Origin of the sequence: Xanthomonas sp. 3307, assembly GCF_014199735.1 — a bacterium.
Taxonomy (GTDB): Bacteria; Pseudomonadota; Gammaproteobacteria; order Xanthomonadales; family Xanthomonadaceae; genus Xanthomonas_A; species Xanthomonas_A rydalmerensis.
The window spans coordinates 799,853-814,470 of the sequence record NZ_JACHOG010000002.1 but is presented as its reverse complement, the minus strand read 5'-3'; the positions used below and the strand labels follow the sequence as shown (position 1 = coordinate 814,470).

The following is a 14,618-nucleotide window of genomic DNA, read 5'->3' as shown; positions in this document are numbered from 1 at the left end:
GGTTCTCTCCTGAAAGGCGCGGGCGCGGCGGGCCTGTGTCGCGCCGGCGGCGCGGGGCGTCAACCGCGGTGCGTGCGAAAACGCGAATGTACGGGCGATATTCGCCCCATGTGACGCAGGCCGCGTAATTGTGGCGCCCGCTGGCGGCGCGCGGCGCTGTGCGGAGCGCGCGTTGTTGCAGGGCCGCACGGCCCTGCGCGTGGATCAGGCGGCGTCCGCGTACCAGTCCGGCGACAGCACCGGCAGCGGCGTCTGCGCCTCGCGGCAGGCGTCCAGCAGGCCGTGGTCGGCCAGCGCCGGATGCTGCTGGCGGGCGCGGGCCAGGATCTCCCCGGCCAGCTCCGCCATGCGCGCGACATTGCCATGCAGGCGGGCGACGAAGGCGGCGTCGTCCAGCCGGTCGCTCAGGGCGCGGTTGAGTTCGTGGAACCAGCCGATCAGGTATTGGTCCAGCAGGCGCCCGTCGGCCACCGCCGCGGCCTGCGCGCGGTTGGCCGCGCCCCAGTCGCGCAGCAGCGCCTGCACGCCAAGGTTGAGCGCGCTGGCGTGCTGCAGCGCCGGGCGCAGCCGGCCCAGCACCGCCAGGTCGGCGATGCGGTCGGTGCAGTACAGCGGCGCCAGCAGCGACCAGTAGTAGGTGTAGTCCCAGATCACCTTGACCGGCATCACCTGGGCGTCGCCGAACAAGGGGTACTGGTCCTGGTAGAGGGTCAGGGTGTTCTCGTAGAACGAGAAGTACAGCTGTTGGTACAGCTCGGCGTAGGGCGCGATGTCGCGCCCGGCACGCTCGCGCCCGATCAGCTCGCAGATATAGGTATTGCTGATGGCGATGAAGTCGCTGCCCGGCGAATAGAACGGGTCCAGGAACACGCCGGCTTCGCCGGTCAGCGCCCAGCGCTGCGCCGAGAACACCTGCTTGCAGCCGTAGGAGAAGTCGCGCAGGAACAGGAAGTCCTGCACCGTGTGCTCGCTGCGCTCCAGCGTGCTGGCCACCTGCGGCTGGTGCGTGCGCAGCCAGTCCATCGCCTTGGCATGGGTGTTCATGGTCTCCAGCGGATGCATGGCGGCATCGCAGACGATGCCCAGCGAATGCGCGCCGGAGGACAGCGGGATCAGCCAGAACCAGTAGCCGGGGCCGCACATGTGATTGGTCGAGCGCCAGCGGTCCGGCGGCGTGCAGCGCTGCAGCCAGGCGCTGTCCTGCGACCAGCCGTTGGGATCGACCAGCCCGTCCACCCGCCACCACACCGCATTGGCCTGGTGCGCGTTGTCCTGCGCCAGGCCGAGCTTGCGCTTGAGCAGGCCGGCGCGGCCGCTGGCGTCGATCACCCAGCGCGCCTGCAGGCGGGTCTCGGCGCCGTCGCGGCCGTAGCGCACGCAGTGCTCGCCGTCGTCCTCGGCCAGGTCGACGCCGCGCACCGTGCTGCCGTCGAGGAACTCCACCCCCAGGGCACGTGCGCGTTCGCCGAGGAAGTTCTCGAAGCGGCCGCGGTCGATCTGCCACGACGGGGTAGGCAGCAACTGGCTCACCCCCAGCTCGGTGCACTGGTCGATGTCGGCGCGCCCGTCGGAGAAGAAGAAGCGGAAGCCGAACTTGCGGATCTGTTCGGCGTCCAGGTGCTCGCGCAGGCCCAGCACCTCGGCGAAGTAGTGCGCGCCGATCTCCACCGAGGATTCGCCGACCTTGAAGGCGGCCTCGCGCACGGGATGCGCGCGCCGTTCCAGCACGTGGATGCGCAGCTGCGGGTCGCGCTGGCGCAACTGCAGCGCCAGGGTCAGTCCGGCCAGTCCGCCGCCCAGAATCGCCACATCCGCCTGCGCTGCATTCATGTCGTCTTTTCCTTGCCGACGGCCAGGGGTGCCGTGTCGAGGGTGCCGTCGACGTCGTCGATCAGCACCGGGTTGGCGCGGGTGCGCCGGTACTCGCGCACCACGTGCCCGTAGGTCCACACCTGCACGATCACGTGCGAGGTGATCTTCCACAGATCGCGCACCAGCCGGAAGTGGCTCTTGCGGAACGTGCCGGGGGTCTGGCTGGCGTAGCGGGTCTCGATCGGCACCGCCACCACCCGCGCGCCGGCCTGGCGCGCGGCCGAGATCAGCAGCTGTGCCTCGAACACGAAGCCTTCGCCGGGCACGTCGGGCAGGGTGTAGACCGACTGCGGGTACAGGCGCTGGCCGCTCTGGCTGTCGACCAGGCGGAAGCCGCAGCCCCAGGCGATGCCCCAGTCGCCGAAGTCGTTGCCGATGCGGCGGATCGGCGGCTGGCTGGCGCGCTTGCGCAGGCGCGCACCGACGATCACGCAGCCGGGGTGGCGGTTGGCCGCGGCCAGCAGCCGCGGGAAGTCGGCGGCGCTGTGCTGGCCGTCGCCGTCCATGGTCATCACCGCGCGCGCGCCCTGGCGCTGCGCCTCGGCGAAACCGCTGCGCAGCGCCGCGCCCTTGCCGCGGCGCTGCGGGTGGCGCAGCAGGGTCACCGGCAGGTCGGCGATGCAGTCGCTGGTGCCGTCGTCGGAGCCGTCGTCGACCACGATCACCCGCGGGCAGTGCGCCAGCGCGTCGCTGACCACCTCGCGGATGCGCAGCCGTTCGTTGAGGGCCGGAATCAGGATCGCGGCGTCGGCGGCGGTCAGTGGCGTGCGGCTCATGCGCGCAGCTCCACCTGCAGGCAGCGGCCGCCGCCGGCATCGAGCACGCAGCCGCTGCCACCCAGCGCCAGCGCGTCGAACAGCGGCAGCATCGGTGCCATCGCATTGCCCGCGGCATGCCGTGCCAGCGGGCCGTCGCCGATCGGTGCGGTGCCGTCGCGCAGTTGCACCTGCAGCTGCGGCTTGTCGTCGCGCGTGCCGGCGCTCAGCACCAGCGCGCCGCCGAGCAGGCCCTCGCTGCGCGCGATGCGGCCCAGCGCGCCCACCGAGCGGCTGTCGTAGCCGACCAGCAGCACCGCGTCCTCGCCCGCGGCCAGCTGCGACAGCGCTTCCAGCAGGCCCTGCGCGAAGCTGCCGCTGTGCGCGCTGATCGCGGTCGCCGCGGCGGTGGCGCCGGCGCCGATGGTCCAGTAGCCGGCGGCGGCGTTGTGCACCGAGTTGTGGAACTTGGTCGGCGAGATCGCCAGCGGCTCGCTGGCCAGGGTGGTGCACATGTAGTCGGTGATCGCCAGGTCGCCGTGGGTGGAGGTGAACACCGACGGCAGCGTGGCCGGGTCGCGGCCGGCGTCCTGGCAGGCGGCCAGCGCCGCGTCCAGCGACACCGCCACCGTGTCCGGCGCACGGCGGCGCTCGTTGGGCGCCAGCAACTGCGGCGACGGCCGTGCCGGCGTCTCCAGCAGCGCGCCGTCGCCGCGCGCGAACGCCTGCGCCAGCGCCCACCCGGGCAGCCCGGGCGCCCAGAAACCGATGCCTTCGATCGTCGCGCGCAGCATGGGCGTGCTCATGCGCGGCCGAACAGCAGCGAGCAGTTGTTGCCGCCGAAGCCGAAGGAGTTGTTCATCGCGTAGCGGACCTGTGCATGGGCGGTGGCGAAGCGGATCTGCGGGCCGCAGGCGGGATCGGGCAGTTCGCTGTTGAGGGTGCCGGGCAGCAGGCCGTCGCGCAGCGCCAGCAGCGCGAACACCGACTCGACGATGCCGGCGGCGCCGAGCGTGTGCCCGGTCCAGGCCTTGGTCGAACTGGCGTGCAGGGTCGGCGGGAACAGCGCTGCCACCGCGGCGGCCTCGACGCTGTCGTTGGCCGGGGTCGCGGTGCCGTGCAGGTTGAGATAGCCGACTTCGGCCGGGTCCACCCCGGCGCGCTGCAGCGCACCGCGCATCGCCAGGCCGGCGCCCAGCCCCTGCGGATGCGGCGCGGACATGTGGTGGGCATCGCTGGATTCGCCGTAGCCGCACAGCAGCGCCTGCGCCGGCGGCGCATCGGCGGCATCGGCGCGTTCCAGCAGCGCGTAGCCGCCGGCCTCGCCCAGCGACAGCCCGACCCGGCGCACGTCGAATGGCCGGCATGGTTCCGGCGACACCACCTGCAACGAGTTGAAGCCGAACAGCACGCTGCCGCACAGCGTGTCCACACCACCGACCAGCGCCGCGTCGACCACGCCGGCGGCGATCAGCCGTGCCGCCTGGGCGAATACCTTGGCGCTGGACGAGCAGGCGGTGGCGACGGTGATGCACGGCCCGCGCAGGCCGGTGGCGGCGCGCACGAAATCGCCGAGCGAATGCGGGGTGTGCACGATCGGCCGGTCCAGGTCGGCAGGCAGGCGCGGGCCGTCCGCGTCGTGCTCGAGCCGGGTATAGGCCTCCTCGCTGGCACCGATGCTCGAAGTGGAGGTGCCCATCACCACCGCCACCCGTTCGGCGCCATGCCGCTGCGCCGCGGCGGCCACGGCGGCGGCCATGCCGTCCTGCTGCAGGGCCAGCCAGGCCAGGCGGTTGTTGCGGCATTCCCACGCGGCCAGGGCGTCCGGCAGCGCGGCGGTTTCCAGCCCGTCCACCCGGCCGATCCAGCATTCCAGCGGTTGCGGACCGAAGTCGTTGCGGCGCAGCCCGCTGCGGCCCTCGCGCAGCGCCGCGGCCTGGGCCTGCAGTCCGCTGCCGAGCGCGTTGGTCGCGGTGTAGGCACGGATTGCCACGGGAGCCATGCGGGGCGACGGGGACGCTTCGGTCACGCGGTATTCCATACAAGGTCAATCAACGGAGTATATCGACGCATTCGGTCATGCCGTGAAACGCCCGCAATGCGAACGTGAATAGCGCTCCGGCCCGGATCCGTTCAGCGCAGGGCCGGCGTGCGCTTTCGCCGCTGGCGCATTTCCTCCACAATCGCTTGCCTTTCCACGCCAGGCGCACGCCACGGGCATGCAAGCCTACGTCTACAAAAGCCAACGCAAGCCGGACACCTATCTGTATCTCGCCGCCCGCGACGACTTCGGCCGTCTGCCGTCGGACCTGCTGGCGTCGCTGCAGCCGCTGGCGTTCGTGCTCGAGGTGGCCTTGACCGCCGAGCGCACGCTGGCCCGCGCCGATCCGGCCGCGGTGCGCGCCAACCTCGCCGGCTGCGGCTTCCATCTGCAATTGCCGCCGCGACTGCCCGGCACCACCGATCGACACGATGACTGACTCCTTTCTCCGCGCGCGTGCGCCGATGCTCGCCGCCGCGCTCGGCGCGGTGCTGGCGCTGGCCGCCGGATTCGGCCCGCTGGCCGCCGCGCTGGGCGCATGGCTGGCGCAGCCGGCGTTCGCGCTGGCGCTGTCCTGGCACCGCGGCAGCCGGCCGCGTCCGCACGCTGCGCGCGAGCTGATCGTCGCGGCGGCGCCGCTGCTGGTGCTGTGGGCCGGCGGCATGGCGCTGGTCGCGGTGCTGGTGGCCTGGCCGCTGGCGGCGCTGCACGACAGCGGCAGCCTGGCCGCGGCGCTGGCGCTGAGCGTGGCCGCCAGTGCCGCGTTGCTCGGCCTGTGGCGGACCTGGCCGCTGTGGCACGGCAGCGACAGCGAAGGCGGCCCGCTGGGCGCGCGCTGGCACGCGCTGGCGCAGCAGGACGTGCAGGCCTGGCGCGGGCTGGCGGTGGCCGCGCTGGTGCTGGTGCTGGCCGGGCTCGGCGTGGTGCTGGCCTGGCCGGGACTGCTTGCCGACGCCGCGCGCTGGCCGCTGGCGCTGGCCTATGCGCTGCTGTCGCCGCTGCTGCATGCCGGCCTGCAACGGGTGGCGCCGCCGCAGGCGCTGACCCCGCCGGTGTCCTCCGCCGACCTGTTCGCCGAACTCAGCGCCACCGCCGCGCCGCGCGCGGACGAGCCGCCGCCGGCGCAGGACGAACTGCATGCGGCGCTGTACGACGCCGCCCGCGGTGGCCGCGTCGATCGCGCGCTGCAGTTGCTGCAGGCCGGTGCCGATCCGCATGCGCTGCCCGCCGCCGAGTGGCGCGACCAGCGCAGCCTGCCGGTACTGGCCGCGGTGCTGCCGGACCTGCGCCTGCTGCGCGAACTGATCGTGCGCGGCGTCGACGTCAATCGCCCGCACCTGGGCATGACGCCGCTGCTGGCCGCCACCCGCGACAGCTGGCATGGCCGCCCGGAGGCGGTGATGACCCTGCTCGCCAACGGCGCCGACCCGCGCGCCAGCGACGGCGACGGCAACACCCCCCTGCATCACGCCGCGCGCAGTTCCGACCCGGGCGTGGCCGCGCTGCTGCGCGACGCCGCCGCCGAACTGGACGCGGCCAACCGCGACGGCCTGACCCCGCTGGCGGTGGCCTGCCAGGTCGGCAACTGGCGCATGGCCAAGTTCCTGCTCGAGCGCGGCGCCAAGCCCGAACCGGCCGAGGCCAGCCCGGTGCTGCTGGCCGCGGCCGGCACCGAGGAGGACGATCCGGCCGGCGTGCAGTTGTTGCTCAAGCACAAGGCGCGGGTCGACGCGCGCGACCGCCAGCGCCGCAGCGCGCTGCACGAGGCCGCGCAGGCCGGCCACGTGGAGATCGTGCAGGCCCTGCTCGGTGCCGGCGCCAACCTGGAAGCGCGCGACGCGCTGGGCCGCACGCCGTGGCTGGAAGCCGCCCGCCACGGCCGCGTGGCGGTCCTAGAACGGTTGCTGCCGCACAAGCCCGACCTCACTGCGGTCGATGGCGACGGCCGCAACGCGATCCTGCTGGCCTGCACTGCCGACCACGTCGCCCCCGGCCTGATCCGGCGCCTGCTCGACCTGGGCGTGGCGCCGGCGCAGCCGGACCACAGCGGCCGCCGCGCGGTCGACCTGGCGGCCGAGGCCGGGCGCTGGGCGATCGTGTCCGCGCTGGACCCGGACTACCCGCTGCCGGCCGCGGTCAGCGACGGCCAGGGCGAGACCGGCCCCGCCGGCCTGCCCGACCGGCCACCGCTGGAATTGCTGCGCGAGGGCCTGCAACTGGGCCAGCCGCGCGACGGCCTGGCCGCGCTGGCGCGGCTGTGCGCGGCCGAGGAACTGGGCGCGCTGCTGCACGACGCGCCGCTGGCGCTGAACGCGCAGGCGGTGGACTGGCTGCTGGCGCACGGCGCCGAGCCGGAAGTCCTCGATGCCTGCGGCGACACCCCGATGTTCGCGCTGCTCTCGCGCGGCGTGGAGGCGGTGCCCAGCCTGCAGGCGATGCTGCGCCACGGCGTGTCGCCGGCCGGCCGCGGCGGCCTGACCCGGCTGCTCGCCGCCTGCGCGCAGCACGATCACGCCTCGCGCGCGCTGGAACAGTTCGCCCTGGAACTGCTCGAGCGCGGCGCCGATCCGTTCGCGCCGTCGCCGGCCGGCGACCCGCCGCTGTCGCTGGCGGTGCGGCTGGGCTGGCTGCGGCTGCAGTTGCAGTTGCTCGAACGCGGCGCCGACCGCGAGGCGCGCGACAGCCACGGCATGACCGCGCTGCACCTGGCCGCCGCGCTGGGCCGCGAGGCCTCGCTGAAACTGCTGATCCAGCAGGGCGCCTCGCCGGATGCGCGCGCCGCCGACGGCCAGACCCCGCTCGGCGTGGCCCTGGCCAGTGGCCGCCGCGACCTGGCCGACTGGCTGGACTGGCGCACCTGGCCGCTGCCGCGGCGCCCGCTGCGCGAGGCCGACGTGCCGGCCGCGGCGATGGTCGGCGACGCCGAGGCGATCCGCCGGCTGATCGATCTGGGTCTGCCGGTGGATGCGGTGGACGCGCAGGGCTGCACCGCGCTGCTGCGCGCCGCCGGCGGTGGCCATGCCGCGGCCGTGAAGCTGCTGCTGTCGCGCGGCGCCGATCTGCAGCACGCTGCGGCCAGCGGCGCCACGCCGCTGTCGGCGGCGGTGAGCATGCGCCAGACCGAGATCGTCGCCGCCCTGCTGCAGGCCGGCGCGCAGATCGAACACCGCCTGCCGGGCGGCGTCACCGTGCTGATGCTGGCCTGCGCGCTGGGCCTGCCGGACATCGCCGCGCGGCTGCTGGCCGCCGGCGCCGATGTGCATGCCGGCGACGCGCAGCAACTGGCGCCGCTGCACTGCGCCGCGCTGTACGGCTTCACCGCGCGCGACAAGACACGCCTGCTGGCCCTGCTGGACACGCTGCTGCTGGCCGGTGCCGAGGCCGACCGCGGCTCCGCCGGCGGGGTGACGCCGCTGCTGTTGCTGCTGGGCGCGCGCGCCGAGCCGGGCACGGCCTGCGAGGAGCCGGTGGTGCTGGCCGGCGTCGAGCGCCTGCTCGACGAGGAGGTCAGCCTGGAGGTGCAGGATCCGCGCGGCTTCGGCCCGCTGCACCTGGCCGCGCTGCACGGCCTGCCGCTGCTGGTGCAGCGCCTGCTGCGCGCCGGTGCCGATCCGGAACTGCGCGATACCTTGAACCGCACCCCGCGCGAGATCGCGGTGATGCGCGGCTTCGTCGACGTCGCCGGGCAGTTCCAGCCGGCGCTGCCGGGGGTGTCGTCGATGGCCCGCTTCCTGCGCGAAAGCCGCTAGCGCTCTTCCTTCTCCCACCGGGGAGAAGGTGGCCCGAAGGGCCGGATGAGGGTAGGGCGTCGCCTCGTGTCGCCCTTGCACCGCGCCTTGTGCCGCACCCTCACCCCAACCCGGAGAGGGGCTTGCGGCATCGCGCGGCATCGGCGTGCGCCACCAAGCAAAAAAATGCCCGCCGGAGGGCGGGCGAATTGCGTCATGGTGGGCACGTCGCTGCTTTCGGAACCGCTGCGGGAGGATGTCCTCCCGCGCACGGTGCGCGGCGGCGAACGGCGCCGCCGCGCGATCGGGCCTTACTGCCGGCCGACCACGGTCAGGCCGCTGTAGCTGCCGCTCAGACGCACGTAGTAGGTCGTGGCGCTGGACGGGGTGAGGCGGACCGTCTGGGTGGTGGTGCCGGGGCGGGTGGAGCGGGCGTCGGCGCTGCTGCTGGTCGGCACCTTGCCGGCCGACACGTACATCGCCACGTTGCCGGTGCCGCCGAAGGTCATGAAGCTGACCGTGCTCCCGGCCGCGGCCTGGAAGCTGTACAGCGCGTCGCCGCCCTGGCTGCTGAGGCCGCGCATCTCGACCTTGTTGGTCATCGTCTTGGTCGGCGGCACGCAGCTGCTGTCCGACGGATCGCACGGCGGGTTGGTGACCATCTGCAGCAGCATGTCCACGTCCAGGATGCCGGTGCCGATGGGGGTATTGGTGGCGATGGCGACCGGGAACGGCCGCGCACTGGCGCGCAGCAGCTCGCGCATGCCGGTCCAGGTGAACGGGGTCTTGGCGATGCTCTGCACCAGCGCCACCGCCGCGGCCACGTGCGGGGAGGCCATCGAGGTGCCGGCCATGCCGCCGATCTGCCAGTCACTGGTCGGGCTCTGCGTGCCGCCGTTGATCACCTGGAAGATGTAGCCGCCGGGGTTGCCGTCGACGTCGCCGCCGCCGCCCGGCGCGGCGAGGTCCACGCGGGTGCCGTAGTTGGAGTAGCTGGCGCGGCCGCCGTTGATGCGCGAGGCGCCGACGCTGATGACGCCGCTGCACGAGGACATGGTGTAGGTGCCGGCATCGGCATTGGAGTTGCCTGCGGCGACCACGATGATGGTGCCCTTGGCGTTGATCTTGTCGATCGCGTCCTGGTAGAGCTGCGGGCAGCTGTCCGGGCCGCTGCTGCCCAGGCTCATGTTGATCACTTCGGCCGGGTTCGGGTTGGTCGGCAGGCCGTCCACCGGCAGGCCGGCGGCCCACAGCATGCCGTCGGCGATGTCGCTGCCGAAGCCGCCGCAGGAACCGAGCACGCGCACCGGCAGGATCTTGGCGTCGTAGGCCAGGCCGGCGGTGGCCAGGTTGTTGTTGGTGACCTGGGCGATGGTGCCGGAGACGTGGCTGCCGTGCCAGGAGCTGTTTTCCGGCGCATTGCCGCTGGCGCCCAGCGGGACGCAGTAGTCGGCCTCCACCCAGTCGCCCAGGTCGTCGCCGCCGGGCGCGCGGCCATCGGTGGCGCGGCGCGAGACGCGGTGGTCGGTGATCATGTCGTAGCCCGGCAGCACGTTGGCGGCCAGGTCGGGGTTGTTCTTGACCACGCCGGTGTCGACCACCGCCACCACCACGCCCTTGCCGGTGGAGCGGGTCCAGCCCTGCTCGGCGTTGACCCCGCCGACCGCGTTGTTGAAGTTCCACTGCAGCTTGGCGTAGGCCGGATCGTTGGGGGTGGTGGCGGCGGCGGCCGCGGCGACGGCCGGTCCGCGCACGCTGGCCTCGTCCAGGCGCTGGTACAGGCGGTCGACCTGCACCGATTCCACCGACGGGTCGGCCTTGAGTTCGTTGATGAAGGCGGCGCGCTCGCTGTCGCTGAGGTGGCGCGAGGTCTGCACCACGTGCCAGCCCGGTACCGCCATGTCACGCAGCACCTTGGCGCTGACCGCGCTGCGCAGGGTCAGGCCATTGCTGCTGATCTGGGCGCGCTGCATGCCGCTGCGCGCCACCGCGCTGCTCAGGGTGGTGGCGAGCATGCTGCGCGCCTGGGTGCCGCCATCGCGGGTCTTGACGATGAAGCGCTGGCCCAGGTCGTTGGCGCTGGCCGATTGCGGCACCGGGCCCTGCACGCCGCCCAGGGGGATGGTGGGAGTGGCCGCCTGCGCGCCACCGGCGAACAGGATGGCGGCGAGGGCAGCGGCGAGGGTGTTGGAAGACATCATCTGCGGATCCTGGAAGAGAGAGGAGAGAAGGAGAAAACCGCGGCGCACGCGGCGCCGCGGTACGTCACAGATCGATACCCACGCCGATGCCGGCCGAGGACTCGCCGCTGCTGAAGGCGCCGCCCAGGCTGAACGAGGCGCGCTCGCCGATCTTGCGGGCGTAGCCGACCGACAGCGCCTGCTGCCCGCCCTGGAAGCCGGCACCGACCGACACGCGCCCGCGCGGGCTCTGCGTGCCGGCGGCGTTGACCGCCATGTTGAGCATCGCCGCGCTCATCGCGCCGAGCTTGTCCATGCGCCGGTCCATGCCGTCCAGGCGATGCTCGGTGTCGGTGCGCAGCTGGTTGAAGCTGTCGTCCAGCGCGGTGATGCGGGTGTTGGTGTAGGCGTTGGCGCTGCTCAGGGTGGCGTTGTTGCCGGCGCGCATCTGCGCCACGTTGACCGCGTCGGTGTCGGCGCTGCCGGCGGCGACGTTGGCGACCTGACGCTCGTTGCCGGCGCTGCCCACCGACACCGTGTTGGCGCGATCGGCGACCGAGCCCTGGCCCAGTGCCACGGAGTTGGCGGCACTGGCCGAGGCGCCCTGGCCGAGCGCGGTGGCCGAGGCGGCCGAGGCACTGGCGCTCTCGCCGACCGCCACCGCATTGGTCGCCACCGCGGCAACGCGGGCGTTGGCGCCGACCGCGGTGCTGCCGTCGGCATTGACCTGGGCATTGCCGCCGATGGCGGTGTCGTTGGGGCCGTAGGCCAGGGCCTGCGCGCCCATCGCCAGGCCGTTGTTGCCGTTGGCGATGGCCCCGGAGCCCACGGCCACGGCGTTGGTGCCGGCACCGGTGCTGGGGGCGCTGGCCGCCCCGCCGCCGTCGCCGATGCTGATGCCGCCCGACCCGCCGATGGTGTTGAGGCGGTTGCCGAAGCCGGTCAGGGCGGTGTCGAGCGCGCCCATCGCCGAACCCAGGTCGGTGTAGTGATTGCCCTGCACCAGATAGTTGCCGCCGATCAGGTTGCCGTTGGCGTCGACCACGCTGCCGGCGCCGAACGCGGCGGCGACGTTGCGCAGCTGCGCCAGGTTGACCGCATCGGTATCCATGGTGCCGGCAGCCAGGTTGGTGAGCTGGCGCTCGGCGCCCGCCGCGCCGATGGACACGGTGTTGTCGCGTTCGGTGATCGAGCCGGCGCCCAGCGCCACGCTGTTGTTGGTGATGGTCAGCTTGCCGTCGACGAACTGCGAGTTGCCCACGCGCGCGCCGGCGCCGATCGCGATCGAATGGTCGCCGAACACGTCGGCCTTGGTGCCCATGGCGATGCTGTCGTAGAACATCACCGGCGTATCGAGGAAGAAGTTGCCGTTCCACACCGTCGCCGCGCCGAGCGCCAGGCTGCGGGTGCCGCCGGCCCAGGAGCCGTTGCCGAGCGCGGTGGAGCCGGTGCCGAGGGCTAACGCGGCCGGCCCGACCGCGGTGGCGTCGTCGTTCTGCGCGAACGCGCTGGGGCCGAGGGCCACGCTGTGGGTGCCCCAGGCGCGGGCAGCGTTGCCGAAGGCGGTCGCCCACTCGGCGGTGGCCTGGCTCTGCGCGCCCACTGCCACGGCGGCGTACTGGTTGGCCAGCGCGGTGGAGCCCACGGCGAGGGTGCGGTTCGCGCTGGCCTCGGCCAGTGCGCCGACTGCGGTCGCGTTGTAGGCGGTGGCCAGCGCGCCGCCGCCCAGCGCGGTGGACAGCGGACCGGTGGCCTGGGTGGCCTGCAACTGCATGCCTTCACTGCTCAAGCTGTCTTCGCCCACGTCGACGATGCCGCCGACGGCGACGCTGGAGCGGTCGCTGGCGATCGCGCCGGCGCCGGCGGCCACGTTGAACTTGCCGCTGGCCTGGGCGCCGGCGCCCAGCGCGGTGGCGGCCATGCCGGTGGCGGAGGTCTGCTGCAGGATCTTTACGCCGCCGGACAGGTACGAGTAGTCCACGTCGAGCATGCCGCCGACGGCGGTGGTGGAGATCTCGGTGGCCAGGCTGTTGTGGCCCACCGCCAGTGCGTGGTCGGCATAGCCGACCGCACCGCCGCCCAGCGCCATGGCGCCGGTGCCGACCGCCGAAGCGGATTCGCCGGCGGCCAGCGCTTCGTCGCCTTCGGCATCGGCGCCGGCATTGCTGTTGGCGCTGCCGGTGGCCTTGAAGTAGACGCTGGGGTCGTAGGTGACCGCGGTCGGGGTCGCGTTGGCGTTGGCGTCGGTGGCCGTGGCGTCGGTGCCGGTGGTGGTGGTGGCGGGCTGGGCGGTGCCGGCCGCCGCGGTCGCCGCGGCGGTGGGCGTCTGCGCCATGGCCGTCGAGGTCAGGCACAGCGCGCAGGCCAGGGCCAGGGTGCTGTAGGCGCGGGGAATCGGATGACGGGCGGCGGTGCCAAGGGGGGAAGTACAATCGTTCATGGCGATCTCGGGCTGGGAAACGGCAGGGCAGAAGGCGACGTCGGCGGCGCGTGTGCGCCTCCGTATCGGTCAGGAGTGGTCTGGATGTCGCGCCGTCGTCCCCGGGCGCGCTCCGTCATGTGAACTTAGGCCCGCCGTCACCGGCTTGTCACCCGCAAGTTCTCGCATGATCATCACAGGATTCTCACTGAACGGGCTGGGCACCGGGGCATGAAGGCGTTCTGGAACTGGCTGGGCCGCGCGCCGCTACTGGACGAGGTGGATCGGCGCAATGCGCGGGTGATCCAGTTGCTGCTGCTGTTCCTGGCGGTGACCATTCCCGCCACGATCGCGGTCGCGGTGGTGCTTGCTTGGCCGCAGTTGCGCGGGCAGCCGCTGCCGCCGGGCATGCTGATCTCGTTGGGCATGAGCCTGCTGATCGGCGTCTGCGCGGCGATCGGCTTCGTGCGCGTGCGCCATGGCGCCTTGCGCGGCGGCGTGCGGCTGTTGCTTGGGGCGATGCTCGGCTCGCTGCTGGTCAATGCCGCCATCAATGGGTTCCAGCGACAACTACCGGACCAACTGGCGCAGATACTGGCGCTGATCCTGGCCGGCCTGGTGCTCGGGCGCCGCGCGCTATGGGTGACGTTCGCCGCCCTGCTGCTGATGCTTGGCGTCGGCGTCGGCCATGACGCACTGCTGGAACTCGCCGATGCGCCCGCACAGGCGTTCTTCAACGTGCTGCCGGTGCTGTTCAGTTACCTGCTGGTGGCGCTGCTGCTGGACCGCACCACCGAGGCGCTGCGCGAAAGCCTGCGCGAGTCCAACGCGCGCGGCCAGCGCCTGCAGCAGGAAATGCAGGAGCGCGAACGCGCGCAGACTCAGTTGATCCACGCGCAGAAGCGCGAGATCACCGAGCGCATGGCCAGCGGCCTGGCCCACGACTTCAACAACATCCTGGCGGTGATGTCCGGCTTCGCCGCCGCGCGCCACGACGACGACCTCGCCAGCGACGCGCAGCGCATCGCGCAACTGGAGGACAGCCTGGCAGCGGTGGAGACATCGGCCGAGCGCGGCATGACCATCGTGCGCCGGCTGCTGCGCTTCAGCCGCCGCGATGCCGAGCATGTCGAACGCTTCGACGCGGCGGTGGCGGTGGAGGCCCTGCAGCCGATGCTGCGGCAGTTGCTGGAAGCGCGGATCGTGCTGCGCTGTGCGCTACCGGCGACGCCGGCGCCGATCCGCTTCGAGCGCAGCCAGTTCGATTTGATGCTGTTGAACCTGGCGTCCAACAGCCGCGATGCGATCGCCGACCGTGGTCATTTCGACATCGCTGTGTCCAGCGAGGACGACACCACCGTCATCGAAGTCGCCGACGACGGCCACGGCATGCCGGCGGAGGTGGCCGCGCAGGTGTTCGAGCCGTTCTACAGCACCAAGCCTGCCGACAGCGGCACCGGCCTGGGCCTGGCGGTGGTGCGCGACCTGGTGGTGCGCGCTGGCGGCCGCATCCAGGTGGACAGCACGGTGGGCGTGGGCACGCGTTTCCGCATCGTGCTGCCGCATGCCGATGCGGCGTCGGCGTAGCGCCTGGCTCCACTGCCCGTGCAACGTGGCGCGCGC

The 14,618-nt window shown here is 72.8% G+C and carries 8 protein-coding genes and 1 pseudogene; 3 read left to right on the top strand and 6 right to left on the bottom strand.

The window, feature by feature from the left end:
- Positions 1-279: 279 nt before the first annotated feature.
- The 4 genes and pseudogenes from GGR64_RS08455 to GGR64_RS08440 all read right to left on the bottom strand — a co-directional run.
- Positions 280-1,830 (bottom strand): annotated as a pseudogene (locus GGR64_RS08455) (tryptophan 7-halogenase); the annotation flags it as partial.
- Positions 1,827-2,648: a glycosyltransferase family 2 protein gene (locus tag GGR64_RS08450; protein ID WP_184645103.1), complete on the bottom strand. Its 822-nt coding sequence runs from the start codon at positions 2,646-2,648 to the stop codon at positions 1,827-1,829. The gene GGR64_RS08450 and the pseudogene GGR64_RS08455, both read right to left, overlap by 4 nt.
- Positions 2,645-3,421, bottom strand: a complete 777-nt coding sequence (locus GGR64_RS08445) for a beta-ketoacyl synthase chain length factor (RefSeq protein ID WP_160970534.1) — start codon at positions 3,419-3,421, stop codon at positions 2,645-2,647. Before GGR64_RS08445 ends, GGR64_RS08450 begins: the two co-directional genes overlap by 4 nt.
- Positions 3,422-3,429: 8 nt before the next feature.
- Entirely contained in the window at positions 3,430-4,629 is a 1,200-nt protein-coding gene (locus GGR64_RS08440; RefSeq protein ID WP_184645101.1) for a beta-ketoacyl-[acyl-carrier-protein] synthase family protein, read from the bottom strand.
- 217 nt (positions 4,630-4,846) lie between these two features.
- Here GGR64_RS08440 and GGR64_RS08435 point away from each other — a divergent pair, with 217 nt between their 5' ends.
- Positions 4,847-5,107 (top strand): YcgL domain-containing protein, encoded by a 261-nt coding sequence (locus GGR64_RS08435; RefSeq protein WP_160970521.1) that lies wholly within the window; start codon positions 4,847-4,849, stop codon positions 5,105-5,107.
- Complete coding sequence (locus tag GGR64_RS08430) at positions 5,100-8,417, top strand: ankyrin repeat domain-containing protein (RefSeq protein WP_184645099.1); 3,318 nt, start codon at positions 5,100-5,102, stop codon at positions 8,415-8,417. The genes GGR64_RS08435 and GGR64_RS08430 overlap by 8 nt, the downstream gene beginning before the upstream one ends.
- Positions 8,418-8,707: 290 nt before the next feature.
- Here the strand turns inward: GGR64_RS08430 and GGR64_RS08425 are convergent, their stop codons facing one another.
- The gene (locus GGR64_RS08425; protein WP_184645098.1) at positions 8,708-10,597 is read right to left on the bottom strand and encodes a S8 family peptidase; all 1,890 of its coding nucleotides are present in this window, start codon (positions 10,595-10,597) and stop codon (positions 8,708-8,710) included.
- 64 nt (positions 10,598-10,661) lie between these two features.
- Positions 10,662-13,016 (bottom strand): YadA-like family protein, encoded by a 2,355-nt coding sequence (locus GGR64_RS08420; protein ID WP_184645097.1) that lies wholly within the window; start codon positions 13,014-13,016, stop codon positions 10,662-10,664.
- Between the two features lie 210 nt (positions 13,017-13,226).
- On the opposite strand from GGR64_RS08420, the gene GGR64_RS08415 reads away from it, so the two are divergent.
- Positions 13,227-14,582 carry a HAMP domain-containing sensor histidine kinase gene (locus GGR64_RS08415; RefSeq protein WP_184448978.1) on the top strand — a complete coding sequence of 452 codons (1,356 nt, stop codon included), beginning with the start codon at positions 13,227-13,229 and terminating at the stop codon, positions 14,580-14,582.
- The last annotated feature ends 36 nt before the right edge of the window (positions 14,583-14,618 follow it).

Bases quoted from the DNA above. Each gene is read 5' to 3' on its own strand.
- GGR64_RS08450 (WP_184645103.1), bottom strand. From the start codon at position 2,648: ATGAGCCGCACGCCACTGACCGCCGCCGACGCCGCGATCCTGATTCCG.
- GGR64_RS08445 (WP_160970534.1), bottom strand. From the start codon at position 3,421: ATGCTGCGCGCGACGATCGAAGGCATCGGTTTCTGGGCGCCCGGGCTG.
- GGR64_RS08440 (WP_184645101.1), bottom strand. From the start codon at position 4,629: ATGGCTCCCGTGGCAATCCGTGCCTACACCGCGACCAACGCGCTCGGC.
- GGR64_RS08435 (WP_160970521.1), top strand. From the start codon at position 4,847: ATGCAAGCCTACGTCTACAAAAGCCAACGCAAGCCGGACACCTATCTG.
- GGR64_RS08430 (WP_184645099.1), top strand. From the start codon at position 5,100: ATGACTGACTCCTTTCTCCGCGCGCGTGCGCCGATGCTCGCCGCCGCG.
- GGR64_RS08425 (WP_184645098.1), bottom strand. From the start codon at position 10,597: ATGATGTCTTCCAACACCCTCGCCGCTGCCCTCGCCGCCATCCTGTTC.
- GGR64_RS08420 (WP_184645097.1), bottom strand. From the start codon at position 13,016: ATGAACGATTGTACTTCCCCCCTTGGCACCGCCGCCCGTCATCCGATT.
- GGR64_RS08415 (WP_184448978.1), top strand. From the start codon at position 13,227: ATGAAGGCGTTCTGGAACTGGCTGGGCCGCGCGCCGCTACTGGACGAG.